The sequence below is a fragment of the Vibrio mediterranei genome (assembly GCF_013364395.1).
Lineage (GTDB): Bacteria > Pseudomonadota > Gammaproteobacteria > Enterobacterales > Vibrionaceae > Vibrio > Vibrio mediterranei.
In genome coordinates this window covers 774,489-795,550 of the sequence record NZ_JABXGK010000008.1, presented here as the reverse complement: position 1 = coordinate 795,550, position 21,062 = coordinate 774,489, and the positions used below count along the sequence as shown (strand labels likewise).

Here is a 21,062-nt window from a genome sequence, read left to right as displayed (position 1 = left end):
GTGTATTCTTATTTAATACGGTTTTTTATGATAGTCAGCTCGAGTGTTTTATTAATTACATCTATCATAACAATAAAAAAGCTATCATATTGATAGCTTATTATTCTCACATTAATTGTCAGCTAAATGTTTAGCTTTCTAATACGACTTCTGGCTGGTTAGGTATATCGATCGCTTTCGCTTTGCGCTGCCGTTGAAGTACATTCTCGTCCTGTTGAGGTTCCGTATAACCGCCCTTTTCTACGTGCTTCAACCAAACTTTCAATTGCGCGGTGGTTTGTTGTCGTTGTTCCAAAGAAAGACCGGACACCAACTGTTTTTGTTTATCAACGTGGGCATCAATCAGAGCGTTAGCGATGTCATATCCAGTCTGCGTAAGTTGAACCACAACACAACGTCTATCGCAGTTCGAATGGTATCTGGCAATCAGCTTTTTACTCTCCAAACGGTCAAGGCGATGAGTCATTGCGCCTGATGTCAGCATTAAAGACTGCGTAAGTTCACTGGGAGTTAAACGATAAGGTGCAGAAGAGCGCAGCAGTGAAGCCAATACATCAAACTCTCCAGTTTTCAAACTGTATTGGCGGCATAAACTCGCGAGTTCTTGTTCCACACATTTACTCACTCGCATTAATCGCCCAATAAGAACCATTGGCTCTGTATCTAGCTCCGGTCGCTCGTGTTTCCACAGTTCAGCAATACAATCCATCAGGTCCATATTAATCCCCTTCCAACCAACAATAAGGGCACCAAGAAAGTGATTCGAGGTGCCCTTGCTTTTATATACTAATAATCACGTTCATCGAGCTTATCGACATGCGTCTTAAATCGCCCAACCGCCCGCGTAGAACACCACCAATACGATAGTAATCAGCACAGTACCAATGTTAAGTCTCTTCCACTCGCCTGATACCACACGGCCACATACTAGTGTTAGGAAGCCAAGCATGATACCTGTAACGATGTTACCTGTTAGTACGATGAACACCGCACAAACAAGACCTGATAACGCATCAACAGAATCATCGAGATTAAGCTTGCTGACGTTACTCATCATCAATAGACCCACATACATCAGTGCAGGTGCAGTGGCGTAAGCAGGAACAAGGTAGCTTAGTGGAGCAAGAAACAGTAGCAATAGGAATAAGCCACCTACCACAACGGCAGTCAGACCTGTTTTACCACCCGCAGCAGTACCTGCCGCAGATTCGATATAAACCGCTGCTGGCGCACCACCAACAAAACCAGAGAAAATACTACTAACTGAGTCAGACGTCAGTGCTTTACCACCGTTGATGATGTTGCCATCTTTATCGAGTAGATTAGCTTGTCCCGCTACCGCACGAATCGTACCAGTCGCATCAAAAATCGCTGTCATAACCAAGGCCAATACACTTGGTAGAACAAGTGGACTTAATGCCCCCATAATGTCCATTGAACCAAGAAGTGAGCTTTCACCTGAACCAAACGATGGCATGGCGAATACACCTTGGAATTTAACGCTTGGGTCAAACATCAGACCTAGCACAGAAATCGCAACAATAACCAGTAAGATACCGCCAGGAACACGACGCTTCTCTAAACCGAAAATCGCGGCTAAGCCAAGTACTGACATGATTACTGGGAACGATGTAAACTCACCCAAGCTAACAGGTAGACCTTCCACTGGGTTTTTCACCACAAGTCCAACACCATTCGCTGCGATAAGTAACAAGAACAAACCGATACCAATACCCGTGCCGTGCGCAATACCAAAAGGTAGGTTTGTTAGGATCCACTGCCTTACCCCTGTAACGGTAATCGCAGTAAAGACCACACCCATTAAAAAGACCGCTCCCAGCGCAACAGGTATAGATATTCCTTGCCCGAGCACCAAGCTGAAAGCGGTAAAGGCGGTTAGGGATATCGCACAACCAATAGCCATCGGCAAGTTAGCCCAAAAGCCCATGAGCAGTGAACCAAATGCCGCAACCAAACAGGTGGCGATAAAGACGGAGCCTTGATCGAACCCAGCAACACCAAGCATGCTTGGTACAACGATCACTGAGTAAACCATGGCTAAGAAGGTAGTAAGTCCGGCAATTAACTCTTGCCTAAAGTTACTACCACGTTGTGAGATTAAGAAGTAATTGTCGACCCAACTATTGTTGGTTGACGTGGGTTTATCTTCAGCAATCTCCATCGTACTTTGCTGATTTGAGATATTTTCGGACATGTTATATTCCTTTTCATTAAGTCTTGGTCATCCCTTGTATTGAGACCAATGCATCTGCTGTATTTGCTATATTTGCCATAAAATCAGCTGCGCTCATAAACCAAACACCCGTCAACGTAGGTACGATAAATACTTCTATCGTCACCGAGGGTCATGAGCACAAACAGTTTTTCAATAAGTTCAGAAGAGTTGTCGTATCGAAGTTGCTGGAGCGGTGTCGCACAAGGATCAATCACAACAAAGTCAGCTTCTTTGCCAACCTCAAAGTTGCCCAATAGGTGGTCTAGAGAGAGTGCTTTCGCTCCACCTAATGTCGCCAAATATAATGCCTCAAACGCCGAGAGCTTCTGTTGCTGCAATTGAGCAACTTTGTATGCCTCGTTTAACGTTTGCATCATATTAAAAGTGGTTCCTGCGCCGATATCCGTCCCGATACCTACTTTCACGTTTCGTTTCCACGCCTCCTGCATTTTGAATAGGCCACTGCCTAAATACAGGTTCGAAGTTGGACAAAACGCGATAGCTGAATCCGTTTCTTGTATGCAGTCCCACTCTTGGTCCTCTAGATGAACACAATGTGCGAATACACTCTTTGATCCAGTCAGGCCATAATGGTGATAAACATCTAAATAACCGTCTTGTTCAGGGAAAAGTTCTTTAACCCAAGCAATTTCGTTCGTGTTTTCTGACAAATGCGTATGAATATACGTATCTGGGTATTCCTCTCTTAACTTATGCGCCATTTCCAACTGTTCCGGTGTGGAAGTGGGTGCAAATCTTGGGGTAATCGCGTAAAGCAGACGGTCCTTTTTATGCCATTTCTCAATCAGTGTTTTTGTTTGGTTGTAACTTGTCTCCGGTGTGTCTAGTAAGTAATCTGGCGCGTTGCGGTCCATCATGACCTTACCCGCGACGATTCTCATATTGAGTTTGTTTGCTTCAGAGAACAGTGCATCTACGGACTCTGGATGAACCGTTCCGAATACCATGCCTGTTGTCGTACCATTTCGAAGCAACTGCTTAATAAAGAACTTAGACATCTCCTTGGAGTAGTCTCTGTCTTTATAGCGCGCTTCTGTTGGGAACGTATAGTTGTTCAGCCATTCAAGTAGCTGTTCACCATACGCGCCAACCATTTCTGCTTGTGGGTAATGAATATGGGTATCAATAAATCCTGGCATGACAATTTTGCCTGGATAAAAACGAATACGTACTGAGTCCGGGACCTTATCTTTGCCTTCTTCCCACTCGCCGACCCACTCGATACGACCTTGGTCAACAAGAAGAAGTCCATCTTCAATAAAACGTACGTGCTGTTCGATATCTTCAGGCTTATCAACTACTTTTGTGATATCAAGTATTGAAGCCCTAATAGCCTTAATTGATTGGGTATATTGCATAATTACCTCGACCTTAACGCCCCTATTCACTACTTTGCTCACTAACAGAGGCATTGCTTCCCGTTATTTGGAATAAATGTGCGGCAGCGTTTTTTGGTCTCCGCTGCCGCACTGTTTGTTATAATTTATTGAGACCTTTGAGGATTTTCTCTGGTGTAAAGTGCCACTCACGTAGCCATACGCCACAAGCGTCATGAATTGCTGTTGCAATGGCAGGCGCTGCACCGTTTACACCAATTTCAGAGATAGATTTCGCACCGTATGGTCCAACTGGATCATCACTTGGCACCAACACTGCTTTGAAATCTTTTGGAATGTCACCAATCTTCGGTGCACCATAGCTCTTTAGATCGGTATTGATTGGCACACCGTTGTCGTCGTAAATAAGCTCTTCAAATAAGCTGTGACCGATAGCGCGCATACTCGCACCGTAGATTTGACCAAGTGCCAAATCAGGGTTCACTGGAGTACCGCAATCGAGCAATGCATGGAACTTATCAAGTCGGATTTCACCGGTTCTAGTGTTGACGGCAACTTCTGCAAAGTTTGCCCCGTAAGGGAAAGCGAACTCAGCAGTGGTGAAGCATCCTGAAGCCAGCAGTTGTCCCCAACCCGTTCCGCTTTCTGCTTTATGAGCGATGTCGAAGAATGTCACTTCACCATTAGGCCCTTTTACCAAGCCAGGTGCGACGATTTGTACATTTTCAACCGACTCTTCAAGCATTTCCGCACCGTACTTCAAGATTTTCTCGCGCATCGCTTCTGCAGCTCGTTTTGCTGCATTACCTGAGAAGCAAGTACCAGAAGAGGCATACGCGCCTTTATCGAAAGGTGCATGGTCAGTGTCACCAGAATGAATCGTAATATCTTCCAGTGGACACTTAAGAACTTCAGCAGTTAACTTGGCGATCACTGTATCAAGACCTGTACCGATGTCTGCACCACCTGAATGAACGATGAAAGTACCATCAGAAGCCATCTTGATGCTGCAGTTCGCTTGGTCGATATCAGGAATCCCTGATTTCTGTTGAATGATCGCTACACCGCGACCCACTTTCCAATCACCTTGATGATCTTTTGGTGAATCCCATTCGATGAGCTTGCGACCTTCACGAAGAATCGCTTCTAACGCACAACTGTGTACCTTAGGAGTGGTGGTAGGCATTTTACCTTCGCCGATAGCACCAAGAATCTTAAGTTCTTGGCCTTCAACGACTCGGTTTTTCTCAATCATATCGAGATGGTCAATACCTAACTCTTCCGCAAGTTCCGCCATCGCCATCGTCAATGCATAGTTACCTTTCGGCGCACCATAACCTTGATAAGCACCTGTTGGACAGATATTTGAATAGTACGTAGTAACTCGGAAATCGACGTTATCACAAGGGTAAAGCGGTAGTGACAAGGCAGGACCATTTGATGGTACCGTTAATGCGTGGTTACCATAAGGGCCAGTATTCGCAAGGAATTCCATATCAATAGCGGTAAGCTTACCGTCTTTGGTTGCCCCAAGTTTCACGGTCACTTTCGCTACGTGACGAGTGGAGTTACAAATAAACTCTTCTTCGCGAGTATGGTGGAAATATACTGGACGACCCGTGGTATAGGTTGCCCAAGCACAAACGTCTTCAAGAAGGATGTCTTGTTTTGAGCCGTAGCCACCACCAACACGCTCTTTGACGATGTGAACTTTGTTCTGTTTCACATTAAGGATCTTGGCGACTTGGCGACGTACGTGCCAAGGCACTTGTGTAGAGTCGTGCATGATGACGCGATCGCCATCCATGTAGCTGTAACAGATATGCGTTTCGACTGGCAGTTGCTGTACCTGCTTCGACTCATAAGTACGCTCTAAAATAACGTCTGCTTCTGCAAAACCTTTGTCTAGATCACCAATGTGTCCACGAACGCCCGCTGCGATGTTCTTTCTTGGCTCACAGCCAATTGGGAAATTCACAATCAGTTTGCCTTCGCGAGGATCAGCGTTCGCATTTTGTTGCTCTAGATCGTCTGGTGCCCCTACTCCATATTCAATTGGCTCGTTATGAACAATTGGTGCATCTGGAGCGCGCGCTTCGTCGATACTCATGACAGGCTTGAGTACTTCGTACTCAACATCGATCAGTTTCAGCGCTTCGTTAGCTATGTCTACAGACTCGGCAACAACAGCAGCAACGCGGTCACCAACGTGACGCATTTTTTGGCCGAACATACGTCGATCAAGCGGTGAAGGCTCTGGCGCACTTTGACCACCCGGCGTATAAGGAATATCAGGACAGTTAAGGTGAGTGATGACACTTACTACACCTGGTAAGGCTTCTGCTTTAGAAACATCTAGATGCGTGATCCAAGCATGAGCATGTGGGCTGCGCAGCATTTTGATGACACAAGCATTTGCAGGAATTCTATCTTCTACATAACAAGGCTTAGCCTGAACCATTTTCGCAGAGTCGAGTTTTGGACAGTTCTTACCAACTACATCCAAGTCATCTCTAAACTCTGGCGCAAACATCTCGGTGTATTGAGGATCAGCTTGGCGTTTCACCGCCAATTCAACAACTTCATAGAATTGTTGGTAACCAGCGTCACGACTAAACAAACCAGATAGAGCATCGTCTATTTCTTCGCGTGTAGGTTGTTGAATACGCTCTAGTAAATCAGTCAACAGCAATGCCAATGCAGGGTCGTTATATCCCGATTGAACAACACCAACATCGATCATCGCTTGTTGAACTAAACTGAGTTGATTCCAAGAGGACAGTGCTTCGGCCGTTTTTACTTCGCCACCTTCTAACTGAGCTGCGATAAGCAGTGATGCGTTGACAAGTTTGCCGTTGAACAACACAACATCTGAGCCCGCGAAACCCCAACCATCATCACTATTTCGGACCGAATGCAGTCCCATAGAATGCAATAGTGTTTGAACGTTGGTTTCTGGTGCGCAATGAGCCGTTTCAGGTCGGCCATTAAGATTAAATTGAATAGACATTACGCTACCCCCTTCGCCATTTCACGGCATTCAATTAGTAGGTCAGAGATCACGATGGCACTTAGGTAAGTTTTGTACTCAGCGCTACCACAAATATCCTCCACGGCGTGAATTGAATTCTTAATGGCTTGCTCTAGCTCATCACCACTAAATGTCAGACCTTCAACATCGCGCAGTCTTACTGGCTTAGCGATTTCGTCAAAACGAGTCGCGACCCCTTCCATAGCAACAATCTGTTTGCCTTGCTTATCTACAGACACCGACGCATTAATAACGCGTAGGCCATCAGCGCTTCTTGCTACTCGTTTGCTTAGTGCAGCAAGCGTGATGTCAGGAATAACGACCTCTTTAATAAGCTCATCACTTGGTTGCTGAATGTAAGCTTCCAATTCAACCTGCTTATCATCCGCGAAGCGAACTAAAGCATTGAGAGCCATCAGGACAGGAACTAGCGGAGCTTCACACTGATGCGCAGCTATTTCACCACCAATCGTTGATTGATTTCTTAGATGTCTTGAATAGATGAAGCCCGCAGCTTGTTTAATGTTGCTTGGGACTAACTCACTATCGACAAGATCTTGAATTCGGCTCATAGCGCCCAAAGTGAGGGTGTTGCCATCTAGTTTGATATAGTCCAAACCAAGTTTGTCGATTGCGACAAAAACACCTGCATCACTGCGAGTCGGTGCTGCGTTTAACTTAGATCCTCCGGCAAACCACACCGCTTGACTTCCATGGTTAGCTTTAAGCTCCAACGCTGCACTCACTGTGTCCGGCGTGAGGTATTTAATATTCATATTCTTCGCCTTTTAGCATTGATTAGATTGAATTACAGAAAAACTGTTACTAGGTAAAAGGCAACATTTGAGCCAATGCTTACTTTGTTATTTAGTATTCGTGAGCTCGGTCTAATATTGAAAGAATTTGCGATATAGATCGTGATTTTCAATATCAAATTAAACTACACAGACTAGCCAAGTGTTATTTATTGTCATTGATTTTAACCATCAATTAACAAATTAATTATTCATTATTAGGTGATAGATGAATATCAAATTGATACTTTCGATACTATTTTATCAAGTTGATAGTTAATACTTTGATTGCGTTAACTTAAGCAGTTTTTGGTAGGCTTCGGGAGTATCTACATCTAAATGAATAGTTGGGTCGCAAAGTCTAAGGTATGCCATCTCTCCTAACTTGAGAATCGACTTCATCGAATCAAAGTTTCCTTGGTCTCGTTGAGCCTTAAAGCTTGCCGTATGTATCAACACAGGGTGGCCTGTTGCGTGTGGTTCACCCGGGAACAACGTGCCAGTAACCTTATGTTCCCAAAGAGTTTTATAAATTTCTTTTTCGATACAAGGCATATCACCATGGCTGATATAGAAGAACTCTGTGTCGACCTCATTAATGCCTAATTGAAGTGAAGAATACATGCCTGAGCGGTAATGTTGGTTTCGTACAATGGTGACCTTTGTGTTGTCTTGAAACCGCTCAATCAACTCGTCTTCTCTATGCCCAACCACTAAGATCACACGAGTACAGAATGACAACGCATTTGTGATACTTTGCTCTAAGATCGTATTGTCTTTATAAGGTAGAGTTAATTTCCAGCATCCCATTCGAGACGATAATCCGGCTGCTGGAATGACACAGTCAATATTATTTTTATTTTTTATCATACGAAATTCGAATTGAGTTTTTTGTATTTTAATCTATTGAATTGGGTAAATATGCCAATGTCGTCAAATAATTCTTTTTCCGAGTTTGCACATTCATTAATTTCAACAACCATCAGTGTCCGTGAACCAATAACTATTTCCTTAGTGGGTGGCGGAGGAAAGACACAACTCTTGTATCGGCTTGCTAATGAATACCAGCAACTTGGCCACAAAGTATGTGTCACGACAACCACCAAGATGTACTTTCCTAATGCGCCAGAGCTGAATCAAGTCACGGACTTTGCCTCACATTCACCATTACCATCAACGGGTATTGCTTTTGTTTATAGTGAACGTTTATCTCCAAGCGACAACGATGAAAAAGTGAAAGTTCGTGGCCTATCTAACGAGCAGATTGAATCCCTAAAACATCAGCAACTTTACTCTGTTTTTATCATCGAAGCAGATGGTTCACACCGACTTCCTCTTAAGGCACCTGCTAGGCACGAGCCTTGCATTCCTAACCATAGTGATGTGGTAATTGGTGTCACTGGTGCAGATCCGATACTTAACCCGGCTAATCCTGAAGCCATTCATCGTTGGAATGAATTCAGTATGTTAACGAAATGCAACGAAGGGTCAGTCATCGGGAAAAATCAAATTCAAGCACTAGTGCATAGCGACCAAGGTCTGTTTAAAGGATGCAGTGAGCAACAAAAAAAAATATGGGTCATCAATAGATTCGATTTAGCCAGCGATAAAGCACAACTGACTGAATTGGCCAAGCAGATATTTGATGAAGAACCTCAGCTCGCTCAACTCGCGATAACACAAATGACGACAGATAACCCAATCCACCACATTTTCAATCGGACTCTATAGCATTTACACAGAGGTAGTTTGGATGAACATTTTCGCCAAGGCAGCACATTTAGAGCAAACCAATACACCATTTGCGTTTGCCAATATCATTGAAACAAAAGGCTCTTCTCCTCGTCATACTGGAACCATGCTCGTAGAACAAAGCGGACAAATTCATGGCACTATTGGTGGTGGGATGATAGAACGCTACGTTATTGAGCAAGCCATTGAAGCAATAAAAGAAAACAAACCTCGCGTCGTTACTGGACGAATGACGCGTACCGGCCCTGAAGCGATGGGTATGGATTGTGGCGGTGCAATGACGCTTTCAATTGATGTCTATGGCTCTCGCCCTCGCCTTTACTTAATTGGGGCTGGTCATGTAAACAGAGCCGTTGCCCAAGCCGCCGCTCCATTAGGATTCGATATTACTGTTGTCGATGCTTATGAGGGCAGCTTAGCAGAGGAGCATTTCCCCCAAGGCACTCATCGAGTACTAGGCAACACTATGCTCAGTGCCATTGACTCTCTTGATATCACACCAGATAGCTACGTGATTATCGCCACCAACCACCAAGATCAAGACGCTATCAACGCAATCGCCCAGAAAAAGACCACGTATACGGGTTTAATGGCCAGCCGCAGAAAAGTACAAACGCTATTCCAAGGCTTACGCGAATTAGGCACCAGTCAAGAAGAAATCGATCATATCCACTCTCCTATCGGCTTTGATATTGGCGCTGAAACACCAGAAGAAATCGCCATCAGTATTTTGGCTGAAGTACTTAACGCGAAAAATGGCGCTTCAGGGGCCAAATTGAAAGAAAGCGTTGGTAGCTTTAATCAAAAACTGGTGCTAGTACGCGGTGCGGGTGATATCGCAACCGGAGTCGCTGCGAGATTGCACAATTCCGGCTTTAAAGTAGTCATGAGTGATATTGAGAAGCCAACAATGATTCGCTGCTCGGTTTCATTCGGCCAATGCCTCTACGGCAAACCTGTCACGGTAGAAGGCATTACGGCAGAAAAAGTTCAGTCTTTTGATAAAGCCTGCCGATTGTTAGAAAAAGGCAAGATTCCTGTGTTTGTCGACGAAACAGGAAAACTCGCCGAGGCCATCAAGCCTGATTTTGTCGTTGATGCCATTCTTGCGAAAAAGAACCTTGGCACACACAAAGGAATGGCACCAGTCACCATCGCTTTAGGCCCTGGTTTTACCGCTGGTGAAGACTGTCACGCAGCAATAGAAACCAATCGTGGACATCAACTCGGTCGAGTAATTTACGACGGTCCATGTCAGCCTAATTCAGGTATACCAGGTAGCATTCTAGGTTATACAGAGCAACGGGTGATTAGAGCGCCTGGCGTAGGTATCTTCACTGCGGAAGTGAAACTTGGCGATTTGGTTGAAGAAGGGCAACCTATTGCGAAAGTCGATGACATGGTTGTTTATGCACCGTTAAGCGGTAAAGTCAGAGGCTTGCTAAATAACGGATTGAGCGTTCATCAAGGCTTTAAGGTAGGCGATGTCGATCCGCGTGGTGAAAGTGTTGACCACTGCACGATTTCTGATAAAGCGCGCGCTGTTGCAGGCGGTGTTCTTGAGGCGATGTTATGTTTAAGTGGTCGATAGTGGGTATTAATAACCCATCACCCACATAACGACGCCTTGCTGGCTTACGTCCGTCATCCTCATGAAAATGAGGACCTTCTACAACGCGTAGAAAACCAAACGTGGTGAGCACGTTAAGTAAATTGAGTTAGCGATGCGCTAGCGGAGGTTTCCTTTTTCAAGGAAATGACGAAGGTTTTTGATATCACTACATTTCAACAAACAACGCCTGATGGTCTCATCAGGCGTTTCCTTTTATTAGAACTTACAGAGCTAACTCACCTACTTTCCGTAGAAGTTACGGTACATCATGTAAGTGTGGGCTGCTGACCAACTGAAGTTGCTGGCACCTTGAACCGCACCTGTTTCTGGGTTGTAGTTTTCACGAATTGCGCCGTCGCTACCAAAGCCTTCACCGTTTTGGAACAGGTCTTCAGCGATACGTACCGCATCATTATGGCGTCCATACTTCTCAAGAGCTTGAAGGCCGAAATAGAATTGATCCAACCATACACGCCCACGCCAATAGATATCAGCTCCGTAAGCTGGGTTATCACGACTTGCCGTCCCTAATGACACCCCTTCACCTTGATATTCTGTAGAACTATCAAACTTACTCGCATCAAGCATGACATCCATGACTTTGTCCGCGTTCGCTTGAGTCGCCGCACCGTTAAACAATGGCGACCAGCCGTCTGGAGCCTGACCGCGTTCAGTTAGTACGACACCCGCACAGTAAACATTTTTGCCTTGATAAGGTGTATCCACTCGCTTCAAATCAGCGCCAGGTACTGGATTTCCTGATGAATCTAAGAAACTCTTACCATCTTTGTCAACAAGTCGAATGTCGTAGTAGAACGAGGTAGCAGAATCAAACATACAAGTGTTGATGTAGTCTTTAATATACTCTGCATGCTCCACAAATTCTTGTCCACGGTCTTTCCCTTCAACGCCATCAGAGACTAAGCCAGCCATTTCAGATAAATACTTGTTGTCACTGTACATGTAAGAGGCTTGGTCTACCGATTCTTGCAGCATAGAGAAGCCAACTAGGTTGCTGCCACTATCGTGGTTCTCACCAAAACGCACTTGCCAGTCTTTGCGTGCATCACGCAGTTTTGCCATGTTTGCATCAGAAACGTCACTGTAGGCCCAGTTTTCTGACGAGCCCGTAATCGTGTTATCGAAGTTATAGTGCTGTTGAGCATAGCGACCTAACTGATCGTATTCCGTTGCTGCAGATACTGTCGTGATCCAATCGCGAGAGTTGGTTTTCGCTAAATCATAGATAAAGCCAAAACGAGCGGCATCATCCATACCCGATTCCCATGACGTCGCTGTTTGTGAACCATTGCTGTAACCAGTAATAGCCAGCTCTTCGTAGTTATCCAGAACTAAGTTATACGAGTCCACACCGATAACTTGATACTGCTTCGACGTGCCATTGCTATCAATCTCTTTCACCTTATCAGCACCTACCAGAGCTTTTAGATCGTCACCTAACTCTGTCCACACTTTAATGTACATATGCCCATCATCAGTGTTGTGCGAAGGATCAACGGCTGCACCGTACTCTGGGACGCCGTTCGAGTTGTGGTCGCGATTTGATAACCACCAATCATGATACGCCACCAACTTTGGATACATTTCATCAATCCACGCTTGAGCATCATTAGCACGGCCAAATTCGTTGATAAGAGAATGGTAGATTTCCATTACAGCCCAAGCCGCTAACGAAGGCTTTGTATTACGCTCATTCCAGTTCATTGACGCATCGTTTTGTGCCGCAGAAGGAATGTCATATTTGTCGTCGTAATAACCAGAATCAATTCGATCTTGTGGTAGCGAGTAGTTAACAACATCCAACAAATAGCCTGCGTCTTGCGGTCTTATTGGGTCGTCATTTTTGACTTGAAACTGGAACACAGTACGGATATTTTCCATCGCCACATCTGGATTAAAATGAGCCATCGCATACGCGTGTTTCCATGTATCCCAAGGCCAGGTATTGTTACCTGAGAACCAGATAGCCGTTACCGATGGCGTAACAGTACCGTGTTGAACAATACCCGCCGGTGAGCGCCAGTTTCCGTTAAGGGTCATCATGGCTTTCACTGCAACATTACTTTCGGCTTTAGTCGCAGAGTCGTTAGCTAATCCATGCTTTAAATAGTCATTCCAGCGAGCCTTAGCGGTGCTCATTGCTGTTGCGCCTTGCTGCAACAACGTGCTCACCGCACTTGCTTCGCTAATAGCTTCTGTTGGGTTGTGTACATAAGAGTACGCGTTATAGAAAGTAGTATTGCCATTCGCGTTAATAGTGACCGAACCTTCAGAACGATAGTTATAGTCGGTCACTGCAGTAGTTGCATTACCGATAGAGCGAGTCACAAAAAACTCAGCTCCCTCTTCACTCTTTAAGCCCGACCAAGACGCTGCTTTTTTAAACGTCAGCTCAACACCACCGTTTTCGCCAGTAAGCGCCTTATAAACCGTATTAGCGGCGACATCATCCCCTACCGTACTAAAGTCTCTTAAGAAACCACCCGTCCAAACAAGTTTAAGATTACGCACTTGATCTGACTTGTTGCTGATTTTGGTTTCAATAATAGATGAACGATTAGTACCAAAACGTGTCGTCATTTCTATCTTAAATTCATTATTTTCGATAACTTGATGTAACGCGTCTGGTGTAGAAAAAGCCTTAACTTCCGCAGATAACAAATTTATTTCTTGATTGTTATCTGCGTCAATTAGAGTAAGTTTGTCAAAGTTTTCATTAGCGATATAACTAGAGTACTCCTGGTCAACAATCATAATACCACCAGCAGAACCTATCGCAGAATCATCGCTTGGTAATAAATGACCATGCCACGCGCCTAAGTCTGTAAAAGCGTTATAACTTAAGTTACTTTGCGCATCACGGTCTTTCATTCGATCCGGATTACCTACTCTATCTAATACGTTAACAAAATTGCTTACGTCTGTTGAAGGTAGTGTTTCTGTCGAATCTGAACTCGAACTGTTGCAACCAGAGAGGGAAATAACCGAACCTACAAAAATAGCCAAGATAGTCTTTTTCATCTTTCAATCCATTTATTGTGATATTTATCACTATTATTAATTGAGATTTGCAGAACAAATCTCTACGCATGGGATGTGGGATGAATAGTACGTACTAGCGTTATTCACTCAATAAATGTCGAAGGAAAATTTGTGGTTATGGGGAAAGATTACTTTCGTTGCACTACATTACTTGACAATTTAAATAGTATTATTCGCCAAATGAATATAAAGCAAACCAATATTTATATAAATACCGAAATAATGTTAAGTTATTTACGAATAATATGATAGTTTATATTTTCAGGCTAACAAATATACTAAACAAACGCCATTTACTAATAATAGAATGGTAAATGACGCTCGTTAAATTTGGAATAAATATCATATTCCTTTTCACAGCTTCGATTGAGGCTTTCAATCTATTACGCTTGTTTTTACCAAGTTCTGTCGAGATCATCTGAATACAAAGAGATTGCTCGTTTATATTCCTTTATAGCTTCGCTATTGGTTGACGATAATAAGAGATTCAATAACAACTGCACGGCCTCTTTGTGCCGTCCTAAGTTGTACAAGCACATTGCATAAAATGGCTGGACTTCTTCTGCTTTTGGGTATTCAGACATGGTCTGTTCAAAGTAATGCAACGCCTCAACATATTCTCCTAAGCTTCTGTAGGTACAAGCTAAGCCAAACAATGTGTCAAAACGCTCTTGATTCGCTAACTTACCAAGTAATGCCGATTTATAATGTGGAATCGCGGATTTTTCTTTGCCTTCATTATCGTATGACCATGCAATCTGCAAATGTGCAGAAGCAGCGTACAGTGGATCAACAAGTAAAGTTTCGAGGAGTTGACGAGAGTCTTGATGCTTTCCGGCTTTGCGAAGCGCTATGGCTTCTGAAATGACGGTGTTCATAGGGGAATAACGAGTCCTTATCTTTTATGTACTTCAGCCTTACCGCATCGGTCGCATCGATACAGTTGCTCATCATCAGGATAGTCGACTATTTCGATTTCGCGACTCGAAAACAGGCTGATAAGTAACCCAAACAACGTGTTACGTGTCGAATCACTGGCAGCTTTTCGCTGAAGTTTTAACTCTGAGTTTGGGCTATAGATCAACAAATGTGGCGTTAGTTGATTACAATGGCGGCAGAGAAATGGGCGCGTCTGATAGTCGCTATAGAGCTCCATGACCTAACCTTCCTTGAGATCTCATTAGAACATTTCAATTTAACGTAATGTAGATAAGATAAATTAACATATCTTAATCTGAGTGATCGTAAGGAACTGTCAAAGTAGACAAGGAGTAATGCAGAACGTGATGTGGAGTGGAAAGTGGAAAGTGGAAAGTGGAAAGTGGAAAGTGGAAAGTGGAATATCAACACATAAAGACATCGGGCGATACCTCTATGTGCTGAACAAGCAACTGTGGTTAACGAATTAAACGTAGTACGCTTCCACAGTGCCTTTTAATTTGATTAGTATAGGTTGACCGCGACGATCCAGTGCCTTTGGTGAAGGGATTTTTACCCAACCTTCGCTGATGCAGTATTCTTCAACATCAGTACGCTCTTTACCGTTTAGGCGAATACCAATCTGGTGCTCAAAACACTCAGCTACGTGGTGTGGGCTGCGTGGGTTACCTGAAAGATGATCTGGTAAAGCTGGCTTTGCGTTGTTGTCGCTCATGATTATGACCTAATGTATTTAAGAAGTGGCTTATTGTAGTCAATACCGTACCAGCGCTCAAGAAAAGTCATGGCATAGCGAATCTCGACTGCTCTAATAATGCGCAAACCAGCAACACCAATCTATGGCTCTTCGAACTATACAACTTAATGGAAGGAAAAGCGTCCCCACTCTGGTGCGCAACCAAGCACATATTTTTACATTTCAATTACAACATCGATCTACATCACAGAGATTCTGCTACAAAAAAGGATAAACTTGGGGTCCCCCGAAGCTACACACAAAATAATGAACCATGGATACTACTAAAACTCTTATTTACGATACTTTAATTCGTCTTGCTGATCATGCCCCGGAACAACATGCACAAATCCGTCAAGATTTGTATGAGCAACTAGAACTGCCCTTTAGCAAGCAGGTTGCTCTCTATACCAACGTACTTGCTCCAGCCAGCCTAGGACGACTTGACGACAAAGAACGTCTCGACAATGCCGTTAATCTTGCCGATTCAATCTTGAACTCATAAAAAGTAAGCGTTGATTCTCAAAATGTTAGAATCAACGCTCTGTTTGTAGTCATACTCCATCACCCACTTTTTATTGTTCACAGCTTCAACACTCTTGGAAATTTAACGCTGGCCATCTCATGGTAAATATCATCTAAATAGGTGACTAAATCCTCTTCCTTTAAGTCAGAAGGTATCACGACATCATAGATCTTTGCTCTAATACCCACTTGTGATTCTCGATACAAAACCCAAGTATCGTGCTCTCGTGTCACTGACATGATTTGACCAAACACATTAAACTTTAATCGCGTCATCGAATCACCCTGTTATTCCCCGGTTAATTTACACGTGGCCAAAACACTGCCTTGTAACCAAACCCCACTTGTGGTCTTGATACTTATCTTCCACATAGTTTTGTGAGGTGTACTCACCAACGACATCACGCCAGAAACTCACTGCGTGATCGGCTCCGGCGACTTGTTTGATTTCCCACGTACCTTGGAGTTGCATAAATAATTGAGTAATAAACTGCTTACCGACTTTATTCTTACGAAAACAAGGAAGTACATAGAAATCACAGATTTCATAACATTTTGGCGTTTTTTCTTCAATCGCAGCTAATGCCGCGAGTACTCCATCCAAATAAAGTAAATAGCCTGATACCTTGCCCTCGATTTTTGGATAGATTTCGAACAGTCCACTAGCATCTGGTTTGTCATCAATGATTCTTGAAAATTCGGCCGCATAACCCTGATATAAATTTGCGTATATCTGCATATTTGAGCTATCAACTTTTACAATCTTCATAGCGTGCTCTCAACAATAGCCAATCACATTTTGATCGCCTTTATGGCTTATGCTCGATATCCAAACCTCGCTAAGTAGTGCCAGATTTTCTTAATATCTTGCTCGTCAAAGTGCTGCTCCGTTACCGCCAAACCAAGTAACTTTGCATCGATCATTCCATCTCGCGCTAGTTCTCTCGCTAATTCGATAAACTGCACACCTCGATAATCGGGGTATTGATTCATTGTTTCAATAGACAGTTGATAGCCGTTATGCCACTGGATGGGAATACCCAATTCAAGCGCATATTGTTCAATCATAGTGGCTTGGAAAACAGGATCTAAGACTAAGCACTCAACGTCATCTTTTAACGATACTATCCCGTGAATGTGTGCTTCAATGTAGTCATCAAGTAAGTCTGCAGAAGAAGACGTTGCTATATTGATCAAGTTATTCAGTGTTTCTGAAACAGCAAAATCTTCTGGTTCAAAAAAACTGTCTGGGTAACAATACGTCGCTCGTTCGAGCACATGCGGTTTTAACTCAAAAAACGCCGACCCAAACCTAGGTGACGCTCCGTTCGCATAGTTTCGGAAGTTAACCGCGCCGTACTTCGGCCTCAAATTCATAGGTGCACGGTCATAAGCACCATCAAATACCCGTTGTTCCCATAACCAACGGTCGCCACCTTCAAAAGCCGTCAAGCCGCCGTTACTCGTATTGGTTTCAAACTGGGATTTCAGCTCACCATCTTTGGCGATGGCGAGCAAAAGAGGCTGCCCTTCAGGCGTGTATCTATCAGGATGAAAGTTGATCGTAATGCGGCTAGTATTCGTGGATGGCTTACCCTTCGATTTAGCTCGTATATTATCCAGTGCTGTACTTATGATGTCTTTATCCATGAACTTCCATCCGCTCATGCAACTCCAACGTTTCCAACTCATGTTTGAGATTGGAGAGAGTATGTTGACTATACACCTTGATGCCTTCCCTAATTAACATGGCGGCAGTCACTCCTTGCCCGGGAATTTTTACGCCTGTGAATGTGCCATCATAAATCTGTACGCTGCCACATGACGGACTACCCTCTGCTAGTATGGCGTAACGAATACCCTGTTCACGACACTTCTTAAGTGCAAGCTCTGCACCGTGCAAAAATTCAGCGGTCACCTCATGACCGTCATCCCCAACAACAGAAGCTTTGCGATCAATAACATCGGCACCTTGTCCTAAAACAATTTCTGCTGGCGGTCTCGGCGTAGGAAGACCTGCCGAGACTTCGGGACACATAACTATTAATTCGACATTCAGCTTGAGCCAAACTAAATCTTGCTCAGAAATAGATAACCCACTCGCATTGTAACGAACCTTGTTACCTAGCAAGCATGAACTAATCAAGACTTTTTCCAACGTTTTCTCCTTGATAGGTTGTAAAGCAAGGTGATAATCAATTGAATGACGTGTACTAAGCATAATCGATAATTGGAGTTAGATATTCAATCAGTAAATCAAGATCTTGTCGAACTTCTAACAATTGTGTGTTTAAGGGTTTCAAGTTTTTATAAGATAAAGAAAAGACGCTTTGAAAAGCGAATAGTCTAAAAGCAAAAAAACGGAAGCCGCTCGGCTTCCGTTATATTGAGAAATAATCACACTTAGACGATTAATGTGAACATCAAGTAGGCGTTCAAAGCGAGCACTAAACTTACAATCACCATACCCGCATAAGAAACCCATTTGTTATTTCTGAACTCTCCCATTAAACGTTTACTGTTGGTAAAAATAAGCAATGGGATAATGGCGAGAGCGATCCCAAAGCTCAATACAACTTGGCTCATCACTAGGATATCAGTAGTGTTCATCCCCATACCTATAACGACAAACGATGGCGCCATAGTAATAAAGCGACGTAACCACATCGGAATAGAAAAGCGAACAAACCCTTGCATCACGACTTGACCCGCCATAGTACCAACGACAGTAGAAGATAAACCCGAAGCAATTAGTGACACACCAAATAAAACCGACGCTGCTTTACCGACTAATGGTGTTAGTGTCATATAAGCCGTTTCAATTTCAGCAACGTGTTGGTTGCCAGAGTAATGAAAGACCGCTGCTGCCATCGCCACAATGGCGATATTGACGAATCCTGCAATAACCATCGCGATCAACACATCAAATCGAGTACTGCGAAGGCGAGTCTCAGTACTTTCCCCAAAGCTGTTCTTAAACAAAGCAGAATGAAGGTAGATAACATGAGGCATCACCGTCGCCCCCAGAATCCCTGCGGCAAGATAGATTTGACGAGAATCAGTAAAGCTAGGTGTAAGCAAGCCTGTCATCATCTCACCACCTGCTGGGTGAGCGAAGAAGAGTTCGGCAATATAAATAACCGCAACAAGCATGAGTAAAGACCCTATCACTACTTCTAAAGGCTTTTGTCCTTTTTGATGCAGCATTAGGATCATAACTGTCACAACGGCGGTTATCAGAGCCCCTTCCATTAAGCTTATGCCAAATACTAATTGGAAACCGACTGCGGCGCCGATAAACTCGGCTAGATCAGTGGCAATGGCAATGATCTCTGCTTGAGTCCAGTAAAATCTAACCGCCCACTTATTCGGTAGATGATCACGTAAATGTTCGGCTAAGTTTTTACCTGTAACAATACCTAGCTTGGCAGACAAGTACTGAATCAACATCGCCATTAAGTTCGCCCAAAGCACTACCCAAAGTAGTTGGTAACCAAATGAAGATCCTGATTCAATATTTGTTGCGAAGTTACCTGGGTCGATGTAGCCAATCGCTGCAATAAACGCTGGGCCTAACATCAGTAACTTACGTTTTATTTTGGCAAATGATGATGCTTTTTGTGCCGCATTAGCATCTACGTATATGGATGCGCCGTTCATAAGTATCATTCCTCTTTCGTCTATAAGAGAAATGATACCCGCACGCAAATGATAATCAATCGCATCTTTGTGCGTAAAAGTGATAACTAAGTTTTCACCACTTAATTATCAACAATTAATACATATTACCTATCAAAAATCAGATGCAACTTTAACCATCACGATCAGTAAACGATGCTTGCTGCTATATCTCCCCAATCGAATCGTCCGTATTCTTTAAACCCAAGTTTTTGATAGAATTGTTGGGCTACCTTATTCTCATCACAGTAGCCTATGTGTATCGCTTTAGGTTTAAGTTCTTCAATTTCTTTGATAAGTGCCTCCATCATCAACCGGCCATACCCCTTTCCTTGATACGACTTATCCGTCATCACACGAAAAATATAGTACTCACCAAGTTTGTCACCCGTTGCCCATGGCGCATTCTTCCATTCGCTATACATGACAAATCCTATGACTTCACCATCAACCATAGCAACTCTCGGTTGATAATCCGGATTCACCGCAGCTTGAGCCATTGAGACAACATTTTCTGAGACGAAATCGCGTTGTGCTTCATCCAATTGCAACGCCAATACCGCATTTAAATTGTTATTCGTTACTTTCTCTAATTGCATGCTTTGATCGTTCCTATTAAAGATATTTTGCTATTAACACGGCATTCCTCGTGAACCACGTTAAGCCTTTCTTTGAAGTAGATTAACCACTCATAATGTCGCGAAGCTTGTGAGCCAGAAAACATGAATTGATAATCACTTCCTCCGTGCGAACACACTTCACTAATCAGCATTAGTGAAGTTCGAATCCAAAGAAAACACCAACTCAATCTCTCGCCCTTCCACTAAGGTGCCAGTCTCGACAAAACCACAGCTTAGGTAAAAGTGCCTAGGCCCTTTTTCATCACGAACGACACTCGTAAACAAATCTATTGTTCCAAACTCTTGTCTCAACTCCTGATAAAGCAAAGTGATAGCTTGTCTACCGAAGCCTTGCTTTTGATAGTTTTTATCTAACATAAATCGCCACAGTGAAAGTCTATTGGATTGTGAGTCGACGTTAACCAGAATAAAGCCAATGGGTTGTTCTTTGGCATAGATAGCTCTATACCACGGAGACGCCATAAAATTTGCTTCCGCTAGAGAGATAGCATTGCTATCAATATGTGAAGTTTGATGAGGGGCGACTTCAAGCTGACAAATTGCGTAGAAGTTGTCACCCGTGATGGTTCTTAACGCTATGTTCATGTTTCAGTTTCTAAAAAGGAACTCGGATGGAATGAAAATATCATGGTAAATAGAGCTTAAACATAGTTAATTTCAACATTTAGATTTTTAATACCTAGAAAACAAAAAAGGT

Annotated in this window: 19 protein-coding genes and 1 pseudogene; 3 read left to right on the top strand and 17 right to left on the bottom strand. The window is 43.4% G+C overall.

The window, feature by feature from the left end:
* Nucleotides 1–238: 238 nt before the first annotated feature.
* The 6 genes and pseudogenes from HOP38_RS20650 to HOP38_RS20625 form a co-directional block, all read right to left on the bottom strand.
* Nucleotides 239–718: pseudogene (locus tag HOP38_RS20650) on the bottom strand (MarR family winged helix-turn-helix transcriptional regulator); the annotation flags it as partial.
* A 105-nt stretch (nt 719–823) separates the two neighbouring features.
* Entirely contained in the window at nt 824–2,182 is a 1,359-nt protein-coding gene (locus tag HOP38_RS20645) for an NCS2 family permease (protein ID WP_038227720.1), read from the bottom strand.
* Nucleotides 2,183–2,298: 116 nt separating this feature from the next.
* The gene (gene guaD / locus HOP38_RS20640) at nt 2,299–3,615 is read right to left on the bottom strand and encodes a guanine deaminase (protein WP_038223055.1); all 1,317 of its coding nucleotides are present in this window, start codon (nt 3,613–3,615) and stop codon (nt 2,299–2,301) included.
* Nucleotides 3,616–3,733: 118 nt separating this feature from the next.
* A complete protein-coding gene (locus HOP38_RS20635; RefSeq protein ID WP_198558861.1) occupies nt 3,734–6,604 on the bottom strand; it encodes a molybdopterin-dependent oxidoreductase Mo/Fe-S-binding subunit in 2,871 nt (956 codons plus the stop codon).
* Nucleotides 6,604–7,401, bottom strand: a complete 798-nt coding sequence (ygfM, locus tag HOP38_RS20630; protein WP_198558860.1) for a molybdopterin-dependent oxidoreductase FAD-binding subunit — start codon at nt 7,399–7,401, stop codon at nt 6,604–6,606. Before ygfM ends, HOP38_RS20635 begins: the two co-directional genes overlap by 1 nt.
* A gap of 294 nt (nt 7,402–7,695) precedes the next feature.
* Nucleotides 7,696–8,289 (bottom strand): NTP transferase domain-containing protein, encoded by a 594-nt coding sequence (locus tag HOP38_RS20625; protein WP_062458980.1) that lies wholly within the window; start codon nt 8,287–8,289, stop codon nt 7,696–7,698.
* A 57-nt stretch (nt 8,290–8,346) separates the two neighbouring features.
* Between HOP38_RS20625 and yqeC the strand changes: the two genes are divergently transcribed.
* Both yqeC and yqeB read left to right on the top strand, forming a co-directional pair.
* Nucleotides 8,347–9,150 carry a selenium cofactor biosynthesis protein YqeC gene (gene yqeC / locus HOP38_RS20620; protein ID WP_198558859.1) on the top strand — a complete coding sequence of 268 codons (804 nt, stop codon included), beginning with the start codon at nt 8,347–8,349 and terminating at the stop codon, nt 9,148–9,150.
* Between the two features lie 22 nt (nt 9,151–9,172).
* A complete protein-coding gene (gene yqeB / locus HOP38_RS20615; protein WP_198558858.1) occupies nt 9,173–10,762 on the top strand; it encodes a selenium-dependent molybdenum cofactor biosynthesis protein YqeB in 1,590 nt (529 codons plus the stop codon).
* A gap of 261 nt (nt 10,763–11,023) precedes the next feature.
* Here yqeB and ygjK read toward each other — a convergent pair whose 3' ends face one another.
* From ygjK to HOP38_RS20595, 4 genes are all read right to left on the bottom strand, one after another.
* Entirely contained in the window at nt 11,024–13,825 is a 2,802-nt protein-coding gene (gene ygjK / locus HOP38_RS20610; RefSeq protein ID WP_198558857.1) for an alpha-glucosidase, read from the bottom strand.
* A gap of 416 nt (nt 13,826–14,241) precedes the next feature.
* Entirely contained in the window at nt 14,242–14,724 is a 483-nt protein-coding gene (locus HOP38_RS20605; protein ID WP_198558856.1) for a tetratricopeptide repeat protein, read from the bottom strand.
* Nucleotides 14,725–14,741: 17 nt separating this feature from the next.
* The gene (locus HOP38_RS20600; RefSeq protein WP_006074772.1) at nt 14,742–15,002 is read right to left on the bottom strand and encodes a hypothetical protein; all 261 of its coding nucleotides are present in this window, start codon (nt 15,000–15,002) and stop codon (nt 14,742–14,744) included.
* A gap of 249 nt (nt 15,003–15,251) precedes the next feature.
* Nucleotides 15,252–15,500 (bottom strand): DUF3297 family protein, encoded by a 249-nt coding sequence (locus tag HOP38_RS20595; protein ID WP_006074773.1) that lies wholly within the window; start codon nt 15,498–15,500, stop codon nt 15,252–15,254.
* Nucleotides 15,501–15,795: 295 nt separating this feature from the next.
* On the opposite strand from HOP38_RS20595, the gene HOP38_RS20590 reads away from it, so the two are divergent.
* Nucleotides 15,796–16,026 (top strand): PAS factor family protein, encoded by a 231-nt coding sequence (locus HOP38_RS20590; protein WP_063603473.1) that lies wholly within the window; start codon nt 15,796–15,798, stop codon nt 16,024–16,026.
* 77 nt (nt 16,027–16,103) lie between these two features.
* Here HOP38_RS20590 and HOP38_RS20585 read toward each other — a convergent pair whose 3' ends face one another.
* The 7 genes from HOP38_RS20585 to HOP38_RS20555 form a co-directional block, all read right to left on the bottom strand.
* A complete protein-coding gene (locus HOP38_RS20585) occupies nt 16,104–16,322 on the bottom strand; it encodes a DUF7661 family protein (protein ID WP_062458998.1) in 219 nt (72 codons plus the stop codon).
* A 28-nt stretch (nt 16,323–16,350) separates the two neighbouring features.
* Entirely contained in the window at nt 16,351–16,815 is a 465-nt protein-coding gene (locus HOP38_RS20580) for a GNAT family N-acetyltransferase (RefSeq protein ID WP_198558855.1), read from the bottom strand.
* 47 nt (nt 16,816–16,862) lie between these two features.
* Nucleotides 16,863–17,696: a DUF3626 domain-containing protein gene (locus HOP38_RS20575; protein ID WP_198559364.1), complete on the bottom strand. Its 834-nt coding sequence runs from the start codon at nt 17,694–17,696 to the stop codon at nt 16,863–16,865.
* The gene (locus tag HOP38_RS20570) at nt 17,689–18,204 is read right to left on the bottom strand and encodes a 2-thiouracil desulfurase family protein (protein ID WP_198558854.1); all 516 of its coding nucleotides are present in this window, start codon (nt 18,202–18,204) and stop codon (nt 17,689–17,691) included. Before HOP38_RS20570 ends, HOP38_RS20575 begins: the two co-directional genes overlap by 8 nt.
* Before the next feature lie 245 nt (nt 18,205–18,449).
* Nucleotides 18,450–19,706: an Nramp family divalent metal transporter gene (locus tag HOP38_RS20565; RefSeq protein WP_277950908.1), complete on the bottom strand. Its 1,257-nt coding sequence runs from the start codon at nt 19,704–19,706 to the stop codon at nt 18,450–18,452.
* Nucleotides 19,707–19,870: 164 nt separating this feature from the next.
* On the bottom strand, nt 19,871–20,323 hold the full coding sequence (locus tag HOP38_RS20560; protein ID WP_198558853.1) for a GNAT family N-acetyltransferase: 453 nt from the start codon (nt 20,321–20,323) through the stop codon (nt 19,871–19,873).
* Nucleotides 20,324–20,485: 162 nt separating this feature from the next.
* Nucleotides 20,486–20,950 (bottom strand): GNAT family N-acetyltransferase, encoded by a 465-nt coding sequence (locus HOP38_RS20555; protein ID WP_198558852.1) that lies wholly within the window; start codon nt 20,948–20,950, stop codon nt 20,486–20,488.
* Nucleotides 20,951–21,062: the final 112 nt, after the last annotated feature.